General features: G+C 49.4%; 20 protein-coding genes and 1 tRNA gene. 12 read left to right on the top strand and 9 right to left on the bottom strand.

Annotation, left to right across the window (positions count from 1 at the left end):
• Nucleotides 1–1,429 (bottom strand): hypothetical protein (locus KIS30_04560; GenBank protein MBX8646014.1); only part of this gene is annotated, 1,429 nt, incomplete at its 3' end.
• A 223-nt stretch (nucleotides 1,430–1,652) separates the two neighbouring features.
• On the opposite strand from KIS30_04560, the gene KIS30_04555 reads away from it, so the two are divergent.
• Complete coding sequence (locus KIS30_04555; protein ID MBX8646013.1) at nucleotides 1,653–1,814, top strand: hypothetical protein; 162 nt, start codon at nucleotides 1,653–1,655, stop codon at nucleotides 1,812–1,814.
• 201 nt (nucleotides 1,815–2,015) lie between these two features.
• Here the strand turns inward: KIS30_04555 and KIS30_04550 are convergent, their stop codons facing one another.
• Entirely contained in the window at nucleotides 2,016–2,153 is a 138-nt protein-coding gene (locus KIS30_04550) for a hypothetical protein (GenBank protein ID MBX8646012.1), read from the bottom strand.
• A gap of 382 nt (nucleotides 2,154–2,535) precedes the next feature.
• On the opposite strand from KIS30_04550, the gene KIS30_04545 reads away from it, so the two are divergent.
• From KIS30_04545 to KIS30_04530, 4 genes are all read left to right on the top strand, one after another.
• Nucleotides 2,536–3,621, top strand: a complete 1,086-nt coding sequence (locus KIS30_04545) for an NDP-sugar synthase (GenBank protein MBX8646011.1) — start codon at nucleotides 2,536–2,538, stop codon at nucleotides 3,619–3,621.
• Nucleotides 3,618–4,388 (top strand): hypothetical protein, encoded by a 771-nt coding sequence (locus KIS30_04540; GenBank protein MBX8646010.1) that lies wholly within the window; start codon nucleotides 3,618–3,620, stop codon nucleotides 4,386–4,388. Before KIS30_04545 ends, KIS30_04540 begins: the two co-directional genes overlap by 4 nt.
• On the top strand, nucleotides 4,388–6,001 hold the full coding sequence (locus KIS30_04535; protein ID MBX8646009.1) for a DUF1957 domain-containing protein: 1,614 nt from the start codon (nucleotides 4,388–4,390) through the stop codon (nucleotides 5,999–6,001). The genes KIS30_04540 and KIS30_04535 overlap by 1 nt, the downstream gene beginning before the upstream one ends.
• Nucleotides 6,002–6,077: 76 nt before the next feature.
• Nucleotides 6,078–7,328, top strand: coding sequence for an MFS transporter (locus KIS30_04530; GenBank protein MBX8646008.1), 1,251 nt, complete (start codon nucleotides 6,078–6,080; stop codon nucleotides 7,326–7,328).
• Between the two features lie 291 nt (nucleotides 7,329–7,619).
• Here KIS30_04530 and KIS30_04525 read toward each other — a convergent pair whose 3' ends face one another.
• Complete coding sequence (locus KIS30_04525) at nucleotides 7,620–8,024, bottom strand: hypothetical protein (protein ID MBX8646007.1); 405 nt, start codon at nucleotides 8,022–8,024, stop codon at nucleotides 7,620–7,622.
• A 145-nt stretch (nucleotides 8,025–8,169) separates the two neighbouring features.
• Between KIS30_04525 and KIS30_04520 the strand changes: the two genes are divergently transcribed.
• Genes KIS30_04520 through KIS30_04510 form a run of 3 tightly spaced genes read left to right on the top strand, consistent with a single transcriptional unit; the run spans nucleotide 8,170 to nucleotide 9,713 of the window.
• Nucleotides 8,170–8,349, top strand: a complete 180-nt coding sequence (locus KIS30_04520; GenBank protein ID MBX8646006.1) for a hypothetical protein — start codon at nucleotides 8,170–8,172, stop codon at nucleotides 8,347–8,349.
• A gap of 32 nt (nucleotides 8,350–8,381) precedes the next feature.
• Nucleotides 8,382–8,909: a gamma carbonic anhydrase family protein gene (locus KIS30_04515; protein ID MBX8646005.1), complete on the top strand. Its 528-nt coding sequence runs from the start codon at nucleotides 8,382–8,384 to the stop codon at nucleotides 8,907–8,909.
• 18 nt (nucleotides 8,910–8,927) lie between these two features.
• A complete protein-coding gene (locus KIS30_04510) occupies nucleotides 8,928–9,713 on the top strand; it encodes an SDR family oxidoreductase (GenBank protein MBX8646004.1) in 786 nt (261 codons plus the stop codon).
• Nucleotides 9,714–9,768: 55 nt separating this feature from the next.
• On the opposite strand, the gene KIS30_04505 is transcribed toward KIS30_04510, so the two are convergent.
• Nucleotides 9,769–10,461, bottom strand: coding sequence for a DedA family protein (locus tag KIS30_04505; GenBank protein MBX8646003.1), 693 nt, complete (start codon nucleotides 10,459–10,461; stop codon nucleotides 9,769–9,771).
• Between the two features lie 192 nt (nucleotides 10,462–10,653).
• On the opposite strand from KIS30_04505, the gene KIS30_04500 reads away from it, so the two are divergent.
• A complete protein-coding gene (locus KIS30_04500) occupies nucleotides 10,654–11,139 on the top strand; it encodes a hypothetical protein (protein ID MBX8646002.1) in 486 nt (161 codons plus the stop codon).
• Between the two features lie 51 nt (nucleotides 11,140–11,190).
• Nucleotides 11,191–12,384, top strand: a complete 1,194-nt coding sequence (locus tag KIS30_04495; protein ID MBX8646001.1) for an aminotransferase class V-fold PLP-dependent enzyme — start codon at nucleotides 11,191–11,193, stop codon at nucleotides 12,382–12,384.
• Between the two features lie 38 nt (nucleotides 12,385–12,422).
• Here the strand turns inward: KIS30_04495 and KIS30_04490 are convergent, their stop codons facing one another.
• Together KIS30_04490 and KIS30_04485 are read right to left on the bottom strand one after the other, a co-directional pair.
• Entirely contained in the window at nucleotides 12,423–13,070 is a 648-nt protein-coding gene (locus KIS30_04490) for a thioredoxin family protein (protein ID MBX8646000.1), read from the bottom strand.
• Nucleotides 13,071–13,135: 65 nt separating this feature from the next.
• Complete coding sequence (locus KIS30_04485; protein MBX8645999.1) at nucleotides 13,136–13,762, bottom strand: helix-turn-helix domain-containing protein; 627 nt, start codon at nucleotides 13,760–13,762, stop codon at nucleotides 13,136–13,138.
• Nucleotides 13,763–13,919: 157 nt separating this feature from the next.
• On the opposite strand from KIS30_04485, the gene KIS30_04480 reads away from it, so the two are divergent.
• A complete protein-coding gene (locus tag KIS30_04480) occupies nucleotides 13,920–14,981 on the top strand; it encodes a hypothetical protein (protein ID MBX8645998.1) in 1,062 nt (353 codons plus the stop codon).
• A 101-nt stretch (nucleotides 14,982–15,082) separates the two neighbouring features.
• Here the strand turns inward: KIS30_04480 and KIS30_04475 are convergent, their stop codons facing one another.
• Both KIS30_04475 and KIS30_04470 read right to left on the bottom strand, forming a co-directional pair.
• Complete coding sequence (locus KIS30_04475) at nucleotides 15,083–15,514, bottom strand: thioesterase family protein (protein ID MBX8645997.1); 432 nt, start codon at nucleotides 15,512–15,514, stop codon at nucleotides 15,083–15,085.
• 331 nt (nucleotides 15,515–15,845) lie between these two features.
• Nucleotides 15,846–16,118: a hypothetical protein gene (locus KIS30_04470; protein MBX8645996.1), complete on the bottom strand. Its 273-nt coding sequence runs from the start codon at nucleotides 16,116–16,118 to the stop codon at nucleotides 15,846–15,848.
• Between the two features lie 172 nt (nucleotides 16,119–16,290).
• On the opposite strand from KIS30_04470, the gene KIS30_04465 reads away from it, so the two are divergent.
• The gene (locus KIS30_04465; protein ID MBX8645995.1) at nucleotides 16,291–16,467 is read left to right on the top strand and encodes a hypothetical protein; all 177 of its coding nucleotides are present in this window, start codon (nucleotides 16,291–16,293) and stop codon (nucleotides 16,465–16,467) included.
• A 606-nt stretch (nucleotides 16,468–17,073) separates the two neighbouring features.
• Here KIS30_04465 and KIS30_04460 read toward each other — a convergent pair.
• Nucleotides 17,074–17,147: transfer RNA gene (locus KIS30_04460), tRNA-Ile, on the bottom strand.
• Between the last annotated feature and the right edge of the window lies 1 nt (nucleotide 17,148).

The following is a 17,148-nucleotide window of genomic DNA, read 5'->3' as shown; positions in this document are numbered from 1 at the left end:
TGGTTTTCGTCGACACTGAACCACTCGAATCAGCCAGGGAAACGGTTGCACCGCTTATCGGATAACCGTTGGCTGAATCGGTTACACGACCTGTAACATCGCCAGCCCCGATGTATATCGGAGAGACAGTTATATTCCCACCGGTCTCAGCTGTTCCGGTGTCGCTGGAAGGTATCTGTTCAGTCTTGGAAACAGTTCCAAGAGCGTTAGAGAAACTGGCGGAGAGTGTGTATGTTGCTCCGGGTTCGGCAAAGAAATGCCAATACCCGGTTGCATTTGTTTTCAGTGCAAAATTAACGATTACACCTCCCATGTCCTGCTGCAATATGACGACACTGTTGGCGTCCGGAACACCGGAGCGCAAGTAGGCATAACCGCCTATGGAAACAGCCCGAGCAAGATACATGTTTACTGAAGTCCCTGAACCATTAAAATAACTCATAAAACCGTTACTAGTCAATTCAAATAATTCATTCTGAGTGAATAAAGTAATTGTGCCCCCTCCTACGCTTGAAGCTACTGAGGGAAAGTTGCTTATCGTAATCAGAATCATTGTCCCCACACCATATGCGTTGTGCCCCGCTGCCTCATTTCCTGAAGTTACCACTGTACTGCCATTGACAACTCCTCCCCATTCCCAGCTTGAGCCCGATCCAGTAAAGCCATTGGTATTGGAGGCCATGGCTCCCTGATTCAGGACACCCGATGGCCCGACAAATTGATCCATTATAAGATATGTTGCAACAGGAAGCGCTATCTCGGGGAATACGACTGCTGCGGCAGTCAAAGCCACATTCACCGCGGTATCAACTGTTTTCAAAGTTTTTCCTTCACCTGTTGAAGTTTGGGATATATTCAGACCAGTGTTATGCACGGTCTGGATTTCTGTAGAAACTGCACCCGGATCTGTCCCGCCAATGGTTTCCTTCACCCCGATTTTCAAACCCGCGGCTCCGTAAGTGTCACTACTGGCTTGATAAATATACTGATTTGCGCCTCCTACACCCGAGACGAAAAGTTCGGCTTCAAACTCACTGTTTGCACCACCACTATAGTAATAGTTTGTTGCGTTGTAGGGTTTATTGCTCAGATTGAGCTGGACAGCATTAGGGATATCATTTGAGCTATTGCTCGCAGTCTGATACGCACTATTACCTATAGCTTGGCCCTGTGAATTTGTTACAAGATAAAACGAGTGATCAGTTGTCATATAAATCGTGTCATTCCCAAGGTATCCTGTAAAGTAGTAGTTCGTCGGTATCGATGACGCCTTCGCCACACCCGCAGCCACATGCACTATGACAAACATGCCTGCGAGCAGGAACAGGACCGTGAACGTGACGGCCCTCAGTTTCCTGCAGATGTTCCCGATGGTCCCTTTTCTCGATTGCACGATAACTGAGCTGTTCTGACTCTGCTCAACGCTCATTTCAGCCACTCTCAAATTATGCAATTTATGTGCCGTAGGTACGGCAACACAACTTTATAAATATGCCGGATTGGCGACCCTGTCAACTTTTGCTTGAAAAAGTTGACTTAAAGGCTTCCGTCAGCATCTTTGATAGAGTAGAGGTCTGACGTTACCGAGAACTCTACTCTATGGAATATCAACGAAAATTTGACAAGGTCGGATTGGCAGCATTAGACGAGACATGGCAATGAAAGAAGCAATGAAGGAATATAGAAAAATAACAGTAAGACTGAACGAAGAGTCGTATAAAGCACTCAAATACTGGACAGTGGACAATGACACCACTGTCAACAGTGCTGTCACCATGGCGATTGAGAAACTGGTAAAGAATCGGGGCCGTTAAGCCTGCTTTATGATCGCCGCCGAGCAATTGTCTGTTTGATAGGTGGCAGGAACTTTTTGCCCGTCTCCCCTGATTTCCTGTAGAAACTCACTGCATTCCGTATCGTTGAAATCGGCAGGCCGACATGCTTCGCCAAAAGTGCCCATAGCATGCTTTCCTCCCTGAGAACATGTGCCCTCCCGATCTTCCTTACTGTTGCTCTCACTGACCTTCCGGGATTCTTTCCAGACCTTGTATGCCTTCGTCAGGCTTTACCCGATTCTTCGCAACCCTGACGCGATCTGATATGCGCCCGCTTTCGAAAGATGCAATAATGGGCAGAGTAGCCTTAAGAATCATGATGCTAACGTCTTCCCTGCTGTCTTAAAGTGTGTCTGTAGGAGTTTATTTGTTACGCTGGAAGCGCTTGACCCGAGGCTCGAGCTGCCAAATCGTCTCCGATGCCTTTGTGAATCTTGCTTCACAGTTGACGCTGACGATGTATCACACGTGGAGGTGTTACCATAGCCTGGAAGGCTGATCGCTGTCACTGTTGAGCGCCAAAATTATGAAATATTCGTTGACGCTTAGATAGTTTCCTTAACATGTCTGAACGGCAGCGGCATATGAGGTTTCGTTCGGATTGTATTTGACGACAACGCAAAGGCCATAAAGCCAGGGAGCGCATGGAGTTTGACGGGAAGATTAATACGGTGAGAACTGACAATGGAGGTGTGCATCAATGAAAGCCATTGTAATGGCCGCAGGCAAAGGCACAAGACTGCTTCCGCTCACCGCAACAAGACCCAAGCCGATGATTCCCCTTCTGAATGAGCCCATACTCGATCATATGCTGAAGAGCCTGAAAAATGCGGGCATAGACGAGGCAACAGTGCTTGTGGATTACCTGTCCGACAGCATCGTTAGACATCTCGGGAATGGCGAGCGCATTGGAATGAAGGTGGAATACACGACGAACAACATCATGCGCGGGACAGCCGGGGCGGTGAAACATGCGGCGTCCGATCTGCATGAGCCGTTTATTGTCGTATCTGCAGATGTGCTCACCACACTCGACTTCAGAAAACTGATCAGTGCACATGAGTCGATGGGCACAAAGATAACAATGGCGCTTTCGAGCGTCAGGGATCCGTCGCAATACGGTGTGGCGATAATGGATGACATGAACAGGGTGACGAGATTCCTGGAAAAACCAAAGAGGGAGGAGGCGTTCAGCAGCCTTGTCAATGCGGGAATGTATGTCTGCGAGCCCGGCGTCCTTGAACTTATACCGGAGAGGACACAATTCGATTTCTCCAGGAACCTGTTTCCGGCAATGCTGTCAAAAGGAGAGGCCATTGGCGGTCACCCATTCGACGACTACTGGAACGATGTGGGTATACCGAGCACATATCTTGGAGCGACAAGGGACATGGTTGAAGGGAGACTGGAGTCCGGGCTCAGGAATACTGCGGCCGCTGAATACGAAGACATGAAGTATGGAAGACTGGTGACGGGGAGCAACTGTTCCATAGCGGCCTCGGTGGACATCGACGGCTTTGCAGTCCTTGGGGACAATGTTACACTAGGAAAGAATGTTACGATATCCCACTCCGTTATATACAGCAACACAGAGATAGGTGACGATTCGGTGTTATCTGAGGCTATTGTCGGCGAAGGAGCGGTGCTGGGAAAGTCTGTAACCCTTGATCAGGGTGTGGTCATAGGCGACAGGACAAGAATTGGAGAAGGAAGCCGAATCGGCCACAACATAAAGATATGGGTTCATTCAAGACTGGGACCTGGCACAAAAATGTTGCATACGTGATAAAAATGAGACTGTATTCGTGGGAGAGATACGAACCGCTGAACATTACGAAAACAGGGATAGCAATAGCCAAATTCTTCGGAGAAGGAGCTACGATAGGCACCGGCAGAGATGGTCACGCCGTTTCCAGGTTCGCCAGGAGATGCATAGTCAGCGGCCTCGTTGCGAGAGGCGCACAGGTTCTCGACTTCAGGCTTGTTCCGAGTCAGGTACTCAGATACGGGACGGTAAACCAGCATCTGGACGGATCCGTGTATGTTTCATCCTACCGTGATGAGGTTCAGATACATGTATACGGCAAGGACGGAAGGAACATGCACGCGGAAGGGTTGCTCAAGATACGAGAGCTTGTTCAAGACACCGCAGATGAATCGTGTTCCAGAAATGATATCGGATCGCTGATGCAGTATACCAACGGGATAGAGGATTACGTTGACCATCTCCTCTCAATCATGAATAGGAAGATGGCGAAGAAGGTGCTCGTGGACACACAGGCTGATCCGGTTTCGCTGGTCGTTGAGCCCTTGCTGCAAAAGGCCGGCGTCGAGTATAGAATATTCAATCCGATGCTTATGGACAGCGGCGGACTCCGCAACAGAGACGAATTCATGGAAGAGCTGAAACTGGGAAAATACGATGCTGGAGTGATTATAGAGAGGGATGAGCTTCTGGGCATCGCACTGATAGACAGCGAAGGCAGAAAGGTCCAGTTCGGCTCCCTGGAGGAAATGCTGAAAGGGCTGTCGGGCAGAAGCGATGATGTGTGATGAGCGGCCCGCACCTCTTATCGCTTCTGCTGAATGCCCATTATGAATATCCGGCCTCCCCCGAAAACGGGACGTATTCGCACATCAGGCTTTATGAAACAGTCAGGGACAGTTACCTGCAGATTATTCAGACCTTCAGGAATATCGCTGAAAATGAGGGAAGACTTGGCATAAGCATGTCTGTATCTCCACCCCTCCTTACGCTGTTTTCAGACGGCAGCTTCAGATCGGGTTTCGAGCATTTTATGGACAACTCCGTAAAAAGCCTGACCTCAGACCTCAGATACTTTGCGGAGTCTGGTAACAAAGAGAAACTGAGAGTCGCGGAATACTGGCTTAAAAAATATGACGAACTGACATTCCTCTTCAATGATATCGGCGGAGACATAACGGCGGAACTCGCAAGACTTGAGAGCCGTGGTCTGGAATTATTGACGACTGCTGCCACCAATCCTTCGCTCCATATGCTTGGAAACGAGAAATGCATCAGGGCACAGATCACGGTGGGCGCGAGAGCTTTCGAGGAGCATGTTGGACACGCTCCCGGCGGCATCTGGATTCCTGGAGCACTCCCACGCGGTCTTCGCAATGGAGGCGGGCACATCGCAGGTGTAAAATCCCCCTGGAAGACAATCGATGACGCCGTGGCAGCGGCGGGACTGTCATACTTCATTACCGATGCGAATTCGAATAATATGGCCTGGGACAATGGCGAAGCAGATGTTATCCGCCCGGTTTTATCTGAACGTGGGCATGAACTGCATTCCCCATTTATCCTGAAAGGCAGTAATGGCACGTTCGCCGTACTTACAGGGACCGTTGCTTCTGCCGCGGAGTGGCACCGTTGTGAAGGCGGCTACGCCACAGACGCCGATTATCTGGAATCAGGCGCAAAGAGCGTTCCCGGGGGCATACGGTACTGGCACAGAGCACGTGACGGCGCATCTGCAGAAGGCAGAGAAACGTATTCACCTGAAGCTGCGGCTTCAAGAGTAGAGCAGCATGCATCCGATTTTCTGGGAGAAGTCGTAGAAAAATCATTATCGGGTGAAGGAGCTGTAATCACAGTTGCTGCGGACGCAGAACTCTTCGGCAGCCTGTGGCATGAAGGACCAAGCTGGATTTCGAAAGTGTTCGGCAAAATGAACGGTTCCGGCATATTAGCGAAGACAGCTGGAGAATGCGCCCGCGAAACAGTGTCGGCGGAAACAGTAAGCCTCAGCAATTTACTCTGCAGATTTGAGCTCAATCAGGATAACGTGTGGAACGATTCGTCCCGGAGTCTGCTGAAAAGCATTCACGATTACGAAGCCAGGCACATTGCACTTCTGCACAATATGGGTTTGAAAAAATCCGGGACGAAAGAGAGAATCGCAAAACAGGCGGGAAGAGAACTCCTGCTTCTGGAAGGTTACGCACGCATCCCGGATGCCTTTCCGGGCATGCAGGCGGAAGATGACGCCGAACATCAACTCGCACATTCAGGATGCTTCGACAGACTCATGGAGATTGCTTCGAAGAACGATACAGAAGAAGAGGACAGAAAATTCCTCGAAAACTGCGAAAAGATGCACCCCATTTTTCCGAAGCTGGATATATCCACCTGGGAGTGAAGGGACGTCTGCCCTGTTGCCACAACGGCTTACAATCAGGTTTATCTAGGCTGTCCTTTCTGGCAATCAGAACACCATGAAAGGGAAACGCGCTTTCGGCAGGAATTCACGCGGCGTGTATGCTGTCGGATTCGCAGACATGATTCGCACACTCGGCAGGTCTTCGGCAGTCATACTGCTCCCCGTATACTTCCTGACGGACAGGCATGCCGACTATCTGCTCATAGGCGGCATTATCGCGGCGAGTTATCTGGTGACGGTGCCGCTGGGCATCATCGGCGGTGCACTGTCAGACAGAGTAGGGAGGAGGCCGCTTTTCACAGTTATGCCTTTTCTGTCGGCACTGGGCTTCGCAACGATGGGCCTGGAAATATTTTCGAATGCGCCGTTGTCACTCATATTCCTGACGTTTATCTGCGCGACTCCGATAGGCAATCTGCAGCAGACGGTGGATTCGGCAGTGCTCTCAGATCTCACTCTTCCTTCTGAGAGAACCAGGGCGTTCAGCATCCTGAGGCTGGCATCAAATGTGGGATTCTCCCTTGGTCCGGCGCTGGGCGGATTCGTTGCACTGTTCGGCTACGGCGTGCTCATGCTGATACCGGCCGCCGGCAACATAATAGAGGGCGTTGTCTACATAATGTTCGTCCGGGAGACACTACCTGAAAGGGGGGCCACCAGCACAGCTATACCTTCTCTGAGAAAAGCGCTGATTGCCTTTCCCTCATCAGATCGCCCGTTCTTGATAATCATCGGAGTGATGGTTGTGGCACAGCTGTGCCTCGGTCAATGGGGAACGACTCTGACGCTGTTTCTTTCGAGCAGTTATCGTCTGAGTCCGGCACAGATTGGACTCATGTATTCGCTCAACGGCGTTGTTGTGGTGCTCTTTCAGCTGCCCGTAAGCAGGCTGATGAACCGATTCGCCGAGCTGAACAGATTGATCATTGGTGTTGCGATGTATGCTGTATCGTTCTTCATGTTCGGTCTGTTTTCGGCATATCCGATGATTCTCACTGCAGCAGCAATTTTAACGATGGGTGAAAACATCTACAGCCCAACGGGAAGCACACTGATATCGAAGATGGCGCCGCAGAACAGAAGGGGCGAGTACTTTGGTGCCTACAGCGCTATTGGCGCTTTTGCTGCTCCGGTGATTGTGCTCTTTGGCTCTGTGCTTCTCACCGTGTTTTCCCGGACTCCGGTAGTTCTCTGGGGCATCGTGGCCGCGCTTGGCTTCACCGCATGTCTGATGCTCTGGAAAGTCAGGGACGTCATACCTGCGGAAAGGCTTTCAGACGAGGTTTTTGTCGAACGAGCGGATTGACCGCATGTTAAAGTGCACACATTCACGGAACTGGCCGGCCGTCCTGTTTCAGCAGCAATACGACCTAAGAAAAGTGTGTAGACATCCCGCATGGTGCCTGAATGAATTCGTGATGATTGTTACGGCAGGGCACAAAATCCGGAACACAGTTATCCCGGCGCGTGAGAACATGAGCTGACACAAACAAGACAAATTTTGCGAAGTTTGTCAGGCGTAGCAGTGGATTTGGAAACGGCTTTGAATCATGCCCGTAGTAAACAATCCATCCGTAACTTACATCACTCCCGCGAATCATGCATCTTTGTTTGCAGCGAAACGCGACTTGAGAAACTGCCTGAACACGACAGAACCCGCAAGCGCCCCGGAACCGGAAAGAATGAACGAAAGAATCATTATCAGTCCGTCGCCGGCCAGCTGTATGTTAATGGCGCGAAATACACCGGAAAGAATAGACACACCGGGTATTGAATCGATGTTGAAGAAGAACAGTATCGGCAGAGAGGAAAGGAGAGCGGCGAAACCATTTGTGATGAAATCCTTCGTTCCCCTGCCGGACATAGTTCCGAAGATGAAACCGGAAATAAACAGCCACATAATGTTGCCGGCAAAGAGAATCAGCATGTTCATTACCAGAGAGCCGTAGAATACAGACCACACCTCCAGCTTCAATTGTTCAACGGCAAAGGTGAACTTCAAACGAATGCTCCTCCTGACAATCTCGAATAATGTTGCGTAAGCTATAAGCGTTGCCGGCCGGCAGGTCATTGCCGGGTATCTGATGCCCCTTCCGACGGCCCATTTCGCAAAAGTTAATACAGGAAGCCAGACCATAATCCGTAGCATGTCCAATGGCGGCACTGCCCAAAATGACCCTATCAAGGGAAGCAAATGTTCGGTAAATCACGGAAGAATCGTGAAGAGCGATGATACGTCCATAACATTTCAGGACGGCGTTGTGATGAGGAAAGGAACGATGGAGATCATTCACGACCCGCGGAACACAAGAGCTGAACAAAAATAAGACTTAAATCGACAGACGATTGTAATGGTGGCATGACCGTCTACGCATTCGAAGGAAGGGTGCCGGAAATAGATCCTTCGGCATTCATTTTTGACAACGCCACAATAATCGGCTCCGTGAAAATAGGTGCAGAAGTGTGGATAGGACCCGGAGCTGTACTGAGAGGGGATTATGGCCGCGTAAACATTGGCAGCTACACGGCAGTAGAAGACAACTGCGTCATTCATGCCAGACCTGGAGAAATCACAGAAGTCGGAGAGCACGTGACCTTGGGTCATGCCTGCATCATACACACAGGAAGGGTGGAGGATTGGGCGACCATAGGGATGGGAGCTGTGGTGTCTGACTTCGCACGCGTTGGAAGATGGTCTGCCATAGGAGAGGGTGCGGTCGTCAGGAGCAAATCGGAAATTCCGCCCGAGTCGGTGGCCGTTGGCATTCCTGCAAAGGTCATCGGAACCATTTCTGAAGAGTACAGGAACGTATGGATAAAATACAAGGAAAACTACAATTCATTCTGCAACAGATACAGAAAAGAACTGCACACTTTGAAGGTGTGAACAGAGGAGTCTGTTATCATGCAAAAGAACCGGACACCGATAAAGAATGCAGGCAGATTGACATTGAGCGGTAAAATTGTGCTTGTTACAGGCGGAGCAAGAGGCATCGGAAAGACAGTAACACAGACGCTTTCTTCTGCAGGAGCGGACGTCATCATACACTGCAATGCCAGCGATAAGGATGCGTACCGTCTGCTCTCCGCTCTGGGCGGGAGTGGAAAGGGACATGTGGTCAGGGCCGATCTGTCGCAAAGAGAGGGCATAGAAAGACTCGCTGAGGAGGTTGGCGGCATCACCGCTTCACTCGACGGACTGGTGAACAACGCCGGCATCTATGCAGGAACATCACTCAGCGAACTTGAATTCGAAGAGTGGGACAGGGTGCTTGATACAAATCTGAGATCGCAGGTCTTCCTGATTAAATTGCTTGCAGGCAGGCTGAAGAAGGCCTCAGGAAGTGTCGTCAACATATCATCAATCATGGGCATAGCGCCTTCCGCCGGGTCGTATCCATACCAGGCCAGCAAATCCGCACTGGTGCATCTGACGCGTGGACTTGCCATGGAACTGGCACCGCGCGTGAGAGTAAACTGTGTGGCGCCAGGTTTCATCAGGACGGACATGAACAGAGATGGCTGGAAGGACAAATCATTCAGCAGGATGGTTGCCGACCGCACATTGCTGAAAAGATGGGGAGAGACGGCAGACATAGCAGGCCCGGTCAGATTCCTCCTGTCAGATGAAGCTTCGTTTATTACCGGCCAGACACTCCTCGTGGATGGAGGCAAGTCGCTGCTCGGCTGAAAATGCTGATGGAATCACGGAGGCAGGGTGGTTTCGATGCCGCGATTCGTGCCATTCAGTCTTTGTGCTCATCGCCGGAAGAATCAATGCCTATGATTTCTTTCAACCTGGCCATCATCGCATTCTTCTTCTTCAGCATTCTGTAAATCCAGTACACTAGCAGGCAGGCCAGCAGTATGGCGGCCGCATAAGTGAGCGTGTCGAAGAAAGGAAGTGATCGTTCCCAGTTACTGCCCAGCGTGTAGCCCAGGTAGACCAGAATGATGTCCCATATCAGTGTTCCAATGAACGTGTATGTGACGAATTTGCGTATGTCCATTTCTGCAACGCCGGCAGGTATGGAAATAAACGTCCTGAATATCGGAAGAAGTCTTGTAGAAAAAACTGAAAGGGCGCCGTACTTGTCGAAAAACATCTGGGCTTTCAGCACGGAGGACCGGCTTATGAACAGATACCGTCCGTACCTGTCGATGAACTTCATGCCGCCGTAGCGTCCTATGTAGTATGCGATCGTTGCGCCGGCAACATTGCCTACTGTTCCGGAAAGGACAAGCAGCACGACTGCGGGGATACCAAGAATGTTGTGGAGGTAACCGTTAACAACGAGATAACCGCCGAATGCCATGACCACTTCCGAAGGTATCGGCAGCAGCATGCCTTCCAGCAGCATGAGAATGAATATGCCGGGATAACCGATGCTGACTATGATTGAAATGGTGACGGAAATGATGTACGCGGGAATGGACAGTTATAACCCCAGCTCAGATGAGTTCAGCGTACGGTAGATATTTTAAGCTTACTTATATGATTATTTTTGATTGAAATTGGGTTTGCGCACGGCTGGCGGTGGCATCTGCTTCACTATGTAAACAGAACTCCGGGATTCGCGATTTTGACATAAAAGCTTAAAGCTTATCTGGAAAATCAGTTTGGAATAGCCATGACGAAAATCAAGATGAGAGGCAATGTAGAGAGCCTCTACAAGATTAGCACGGCGTTCATAGTTTCATTCATTTTCACATTGTTTCTGTCCGACAGTTACTTCAGGAAATTCGGCCTTTATTCGCAGAATTCGAAATTCCTTCCTTTTTTTGATTCGCCCGCCCTGCTCACGGTTTACAGCACGATCATAGGACTGGGCCTCGCAGCCTATGCCATAATGGTCACGATGCTCCCGCACTTTACAAGCGAAAGCCTGAGGCAGCCCATATTTGCACAGGTGAACAGGCTCTTCCTCTTCACAATACTCAACGGTCTGCTGCTCATGTTCATCGCATTCATGAATTCCATATCCACAATAAGTACCGTCCCTCTCTTCATATACATCGAAATATTCTTCTTTCTCACGCTGCTGACCGGCCTCATGTTCTGCGTTCTTGCGCTATCTGACATATTCACGATTGTCAGAAACAGGGGCGAGCGTTAGCCTGTGCAAGCTTTAAGCACATTGTGCCCAATCATCGTCGCTGTTGATTGAATGTCGCGTTTCCGCAGGGAAGAATTCAAAATACTGGAGCACAAGACTTTTCTGAACTGGGCTTCGATGTCGCCCGCGCCACTTTCTGCCGTTAAAAGAGTCAGGGAAATTGCCGATGCCGCATATGAATTTGAAAGCGGCAATATAAGCGGCGAGTGGAGCGAAAGGTCATCTGCGCTGAGGTCTGAGACTGCAAAACTGATCAATGCCGGGCGTGAGGAAATTGCTGTCGCAGGCAGCAGCACGACGCAGGGCATCCAGCTCGCGTTCGAGTGCGTATCCCCATCACCGGGAGATAATGTTGTTTCACTGAACACGGAATTCCCCTCTTCGGGATTCGAAACATACAGATGGAAGAAAAAAGGTGTCGACGTCAGAGTTGTCGACTGTCCGGGTGGAGCATTTTCGGCCGACGACTTTACGGATGTTATCGACGAAAAGACGAAAATTGTGCTGATCGGATCGGTCAACTGGGTAACCGGTTTCAGAGCGGATCTCCGGCGTATAGCGGATGTGGTGCATAGCGCAGGAGCATACCTTGTTGTCGACGCCGTTCAGCACATGGGTGCGATGAAACTCGATGTCAGGGAAACTGATGCAGACTTTGTTGCGGCCGGAGGACAGAAGTGGATGTTCTCGCCGTTCGGATGCTCCGTGCTTTACGTGAAGGCCGGCATCCGTGATAAGCTGAATGTGCCGTTCCCCAGCCTTAACAATACCGTAGAGCCGGAATACGGATGGCATGCGTACTTTGCTGATGAGAGCAATGACCCGTTCCGGGTGAGAATACCGGTTGATGACGCAAGGAGATTTGAATACGGAGGCTGGTTGAATCACACAGGCATGATAGCCCTGACGGAATCATTGAAAATACTCAACGGAATAGGCGCGGATGCTGTCGCTTCAAGAATTGAGAAACTCGAATCATATGCAAGGGACATGCTGCATTCGCTCGGTCTGAACATCATTTCGCCTGAGAACAGGGCGAACAGATCGTCCATACTCACGTTCGGTACAGGCAATGGATGGAAGAAAAATCTGGACATGGTCAATGCCCTTCACGCAAAGGGATTTGTGGCATCCTGCCGCGGTGTGTCCGGCACAGGCGGCATCAGGCTCTCCATTCACTGCTTTAATGAGGAGGCAGACATAGACAGATTCGCCGGGGCGCTGAAGAAGGAACTTGCTGCGTGAAGCAACTGTGCAGCATAGAATGACTGACGTATGCGCTGCTATTCAATCGATTTCAGCACATAATCCAGGAATGTCTGCTCTGGCATCGCGCCTTCGAACGAAATGTCTCCGTTTATCACGATCTTCGGCACTGCCATCACACTGAAAGACGAAGCCAGATCAGGGAATTCTGTTGCCTCAACCATGTCTGAGGTTATGGAGCTGTTTTCCATGGCAAACTGATGAGCCGTTCTGACTGCTTTCGGGCACCACGGGCATGTCGGCGTTACAAAAACCTGTATGTGAACATTCCTGTCGACATCCTTCAGCCTGTTCCTGATGTCTTCAGGCAATTTCGAAGAGCCGCTGGAAACATCCACGATGTCACCAATCAGGCTGGTGAATTCATAACCGCCGGGAATGCCGTAGTACCTGATACCCGTTCCATTGCCGAATGGTATGACAATGGCCGGTGTCTTATCGATGCCGTAGCGTTCAGCAATGTTCCTGTCCTGGTCGAAATCATGTTTTTCCAGCGTGATCTTTCCGCCCGATATATCGGAGAGTTCAGACAGAAGCTGTTCTGTCTCATCACAGTATTCGCAATTGGATTTTGAAGTGAAAAGCACTGTTTTGACCGGTCCTTTCAATTCTTCATTAAACATCTGGACTAGTTTTTCCCTTTCCCTGTCTGCAATCATCGGCATAATGGAAGGATGCTAACTCCTCGTATAAAAGATTATTTTTTTACCTAATTCAAAAATAATACTAACTATAGATTTCTCCTCAGATAATCTTCCACGGTCTTCCTGAGAGCCCTCCGCATCACGTCGGAGAGACTGGACGTTGACACGCCAAGCTTCTCGGCAAGCTCGGTGAGGCTTGACTCCCTGCTGCTCTCGAAATAACCGTGGTTGAACACAAAGAGGAGCACTTCCTTTTCCCTGTCTGTCAGGGACTGGGGCCGTTCGGCTTTCATGTCGATGACTCTCGGATTCAATCCTGCTTTGGCCATTTGAGCTATCAGGAGCTCGAGGGATTTTTTTGACTGCACCAGTATTCTGAAGGCAAGATGTCTGTTGTCGATTGTCCTGCTGCTGAGTATGGGCACGTTTGACGTTGACAGGAAGCGGCATGCAGAACAGCTCTTTCCCTCGACCCAGAGGACGTCTCTGCCCACCTTCTTTACACTTTCCGAAACGTGACGGAGATCCGTTATAACTTCGAGGAGATTGTCTGATTTTATCCTGTGAAGCGACTTTTCGTGCCCGATGACCAGTCTGCTGACATTTGCGTCTTTCAATCGCTCGAAGATCAGATTGGAGACGACACAGTCATCGCGTTCCAGCTCGATCGTCGCCTCTACAGATTCCATCCTTATCGCCGGCTGTGACTGCATCTTCGGTAAATAACAATTGCCTGAGTGCTGAAAGCACGATTCGTCTGCACCGACTTATATACGGGCACCATTACTTTTTTAAAAACTGGGACGTGTGCGTACAGACTTGAAAGCATCGACTCCACTGCAGTCTTCAGATACAGAGAGTTGAACACAGTTGGCCAAAACGGAAGAAACTCATCTCAGGGGATTGAGACTGTCGAAAGCTGCTGCCATTATTTTTGGTGCACTGTGGGGTATTGATGGTTTTTACAAATTCCAGATGAATCTCTACACACAGCTTCCGGCAATAGTGCAGGGGGCAGGATCCGGTCAGCCTGCATTCCTGAATGGGTGGTTCAGCTTCTGGAGCGGTGTGGCCGCGTGGCAACCGATGCTGATAACCTACGGTGTCGGAGCGCTTGAACTATGCATTGCGTTTGCGCTTATTGCTGGTTTTCTCAGGAAGTTTGCCTACATAGGCGGAATGGGCCTGGGGCTTTTCATCTGGGCGATACCGGAGGGATTTGGCGGACCGTACGGCCCGGGATCAGTGAATCTGGGCGGGGGAAACATTTACGCGCTTGGATTGCTCTTTCTGCTCATCATAGATGCCACATATGGCCCGTCTCCGTACACCGTTGATGCTTTCATCGAAAAGAAGTTTGAATGGTGGAAGAAGCTCGCGGAAGTGCGTTATGACAGGGGAAGAAAGGTGTGGAAGGCTGTTGCCGGCAACTCGATGAAACTGAGCCGGATTACAGCGATGATATTTGGCGCAGTGTATGCCGCCGAGGCGTTCCTTGCATTCTACTACAACCTTGCAGGAAACATCGTGTCTGTCGTGAGTGATCAGGCTTCCAGTGCGCCATCGTTTCTGAACGGCTGGTTTGCATTCTGGCTGGGTCAGGTGACGGCAGCCCCGGTTTTCTATGCATATGTGGTGGGAGGACTCGAGGCCGCGCTTGCATTCTCGCTGATATTCGGTTTTGCCAGAAAGACCGCTTACATCGGCGGTGCTGTTTTTGCAATAATCGCATGGGGCGTTGGAGAGGGATTTGGAGGCATGCCTGTTCCCGGATATACCGATCCTGGCACTGGAATAGTCCAGGCTATTGCGATGCTCATTCTCCTTGGTCTCAATTCATTGCACGGAACAGATCCATTCACGCTTGACGCAATAATCGAGAAGAGCCACCGGTGGTGGAGGAAAGTTGCGGAGCTCTCACCACTCCCCTGATAGAGCGTCTCACGCCATGCCTTGAAGAGTCATGACCACCAGCAAAGTGCTGCAAGGAACGGAGTGAGGAGGTTGAAGGCTTTCGCTTGGTCGACTGTTCATCAGAGAGACTTTTTTAATCTCAGAAGAATGTCATCCGGAAACTGGATTGATTTCCTTTTCTGCCTGTCCATATGAACGCCAGTCAACTCGGTTGTTGCGACGAGAATATGATCCGGCCTCAGATACATATTGTGGGTGAAAGTAACTGTCTTGGCGCTTACCGAGTTCAACCTGCTCATGATCTCAATCACGCTCCCGGCGAAAAGTTCGTGTTTGTATTCTGTATGCTGGACCAGTGCAGCCATTCCACGTTTGTTGCCGATGAGGTAATCTCTTGTTATGCCGTATTCAGAGAAAAATGACCATGTGGCCTGGTCGAAAAGAGCGACGTAGAACTGGACGTTCACGTGGTCCATATGGTCAATCTGCCACGGATAAATCACGCTTATGTGCGTTACAATCCATCCATGTTCAGAATCCGGTGTCTTCACGCATAAATTATGTGGTGGCCCGTATTAAAAACTGACCTTTGCGGAAAAAACAGACAGCGAGAATTCACACACTGAAGTACTGACTCCGCCGAAAGAGGTTGGTCTGCCCCCTTAATCCATAATTCAAGATTGAAAGCACTTGAATGGAGATACACCACACCATTCTTTACGCCACAGTACAGCTATGTATCTAGCTCAGAAAACACATGAATTTGGGATTACACAGATATATCTGAACCATAAAGACGTTAGAGTAACCGTTCAGATTTACGCAGGAGTAACTAATGAGAACAGGAGAGAGCTGTCGAGGAAGCCGGGTTGAAATAAATCACTATTCTCCTCTAGCCTTTATCGCTTTGAAAACCACAAAAAACAGCGGTGGCAAAATAATGATAAGGTTGATGAATATCACAAAAAACAACGATGGCAAATTCGAGATAATGTACATGTCGCCAATCCAAAGTGATTCAATAGATGGAAGGTAAACGGCAAGTGAAGTTCCAAGGTTGAAAGCTTTGATGAAGGTTACGATGAAGAATAAGCTCATAAAGGCGAAAGAGAACAAGAGCAGGAAAAGCGCAATTCTATATGAATCGGTTTTCATGGTGTCTGAAGATTCCTAATTCGGTGATAAATACATTGCCAGCGGGTAGCGTCCACAGAAGCCATGAAGCTGCTGGAAAATCAAGGAATATGTGACAAAGTCGATTCTCCACAATCATAAGGAAAAAATGCAGTCACAACCTGCACATACCGTTACACCTGTGTAGGTATGAATGAAGAAAAAAACGGGTATCCGTGTTGACACTGCAATTTGGAAACAGCTGAAGAATGAGTCTTTAGAACCTAAGATTGATGTCGGGGAACTGCTGCAGAGATTCTTGGAAGAAGGTCTTCTGACAGGTCTTGACAGTGCACCGGAAAAGCGACTTGAAAACGTAAGAGCAGAATAGGATTTTGAACCCATTGAACTGAAAGAACAGGCTAGTAAGATTGTCAGGGAAATGCGGGACAAACGATCAGAGAGTGTACTTGGACAGCAGCGCCATAATTAAGAGATGTGTAAAGGAGAATGGCAGCCCTCAAATACGATCATATTACCTGAAAATGTACAGCGGCGATATCAGCCTGTGCTTCAGTATCTGGAACTTTGGTGAAGTTCTCGGTGTCTTTGATAGACTGACAAGAAGAAAGATTATTGACGCGGGCACTCACAAGATTATCCGTGAAAGATTTCCTGGCGAGTCACTGAGGCTGCATAAAATTGGGCGTCCAAAAATTATTCCGTTGGTTAATTAAATTATTGATGATAGTTGGGTGTTCATTGAGGATAACCACAAAAATCAGGCAGAAACAATTCAGCTTCCCAGCGCATGAAATCTGGATGTTGATGAATTTGTCACAGGCGACAAGAATCTGGGAGTAATGGCAAAGAATTCTGGATTAAACATCATACTGGTGCAGGTAACGGAACATTATCAAAACGATATCCTGATGACATCACGGCAGACGCTACCATTTGTGCGTAAGGAGCAGTGAAAGTAAAGCACGCGCAGCAGTGGGCCCAGTCGGATTTGAACCGACGACCATCTGGTTATGAGCCAGACGCTCCACCAGACTAAGCTATGGGCCCT

It is taken from the genome of Candidatus Sysuiplasma acidicola (genome assembly GCA_019721035.1).
GTDB lineage: Archaea > Thermoplasmatota > Thermoplasmata > Sysuiplasmatales > Sysuiplasmataceae > Sysuiplasma > Sysuiplasma acidicola.
The sequence above is the reverse complement of the archived record's forward strand: the minus strand, read 5'-3'. Positions and strand labels throughout refer to the sequence as shown.

Coding starts and splice junctions, on each gene's coding strand:
- KIS30_04555 (MBX8646013.1), top strand. CDS start 1,653: ATGGCAATGAAAGAAGCAATGAAGGAATATAGAAAAATAACAGTAAGA.
- KIS30_04550 (MBX8646012.1), bottom strand. CDS start 2,153: ATGATTCTTAAGGCTACTCTGCCCATTATTGCATCTTTCGAAAGCGGG.
- KIS30_04545 (MBX8646011.1), top strand. CDS start 2,536: ATGAAAGCCATTGTAATGGCCGCAGGCAAAGGCACAAGACTGCTTCCG.
- KIS30_04535 (MBX8646009.1), top strand. CDS start 4,388: ATGAGCGGCCCGCACCTCTTATCGCTTCTGCTGAATGCCCATTATGAA.
- KIS30_04530 (MBX8646008.1), top strand. CDS start 6,078: ATGAAAGGGAAACGCGCTTTCGGCAGGAATTCACGCGGCGTGTATGCT.
- KIS30_04520 (MBX8646006.1), top strand. CDS start 8,170: ATGTCCAATGGCGGCACTGCCCAAAATGACCCTATCAAGGGAAGCAAA.
- KIS30_04515 (MBX8646005.1), top strand. CDS start 8,382: ATGACCGTCTACGCATTCGAAGGAAGGGTGCCGGAAATAGATCCTTCG.
- KIS30_04510 (MBX8646004.1), top strand. CDS start 8,928: ATGCAAAAGAACCGGACACCGATAAAGAATGCAGGCAGATTGACATTG.
- KIS30_04500 (MBX8646002.1), top strand. CDS start 10,654: ATGACGAAAATCAAGATGAGAGGCAATGTAGAGAGCCTCTACAAGATT.
- KIS30_04495 (MBX8646001.1), top strand. CDS start 11,191: ATGTCGCGTTTCCGCAGGGAAGAATTCAAAATACTGGAGCACAAGACT.
- KIS30_04490 (MBX8646000.1), bottom strand. CDS start 13,070: ATGCCGATGATTGCAGACAGGGAAAGGGAAAAACTAGTCCAGATGTTT.
- KIS30_04485 (MBX8645999.1), bottom strand. CDS start 13,762: ATGCAGTCACAGCCGGCGATAAGGATGGAATCTGTAGAGGCGACGATC.
- KIS30_04470 (MBX8645996.1), bottom strand. CDS start 16,118: ATGAAAACCGATTCATATAGAATTGCGCTTTTCCTGCTCTTGTTCTCT.
- KIS30_04465 (MBX8645995.1), top strand. CDS start 16,291: ATGAAGAAAAAAACGGGTATCCGTGTTGACACTGCAATTTGGAAACAG.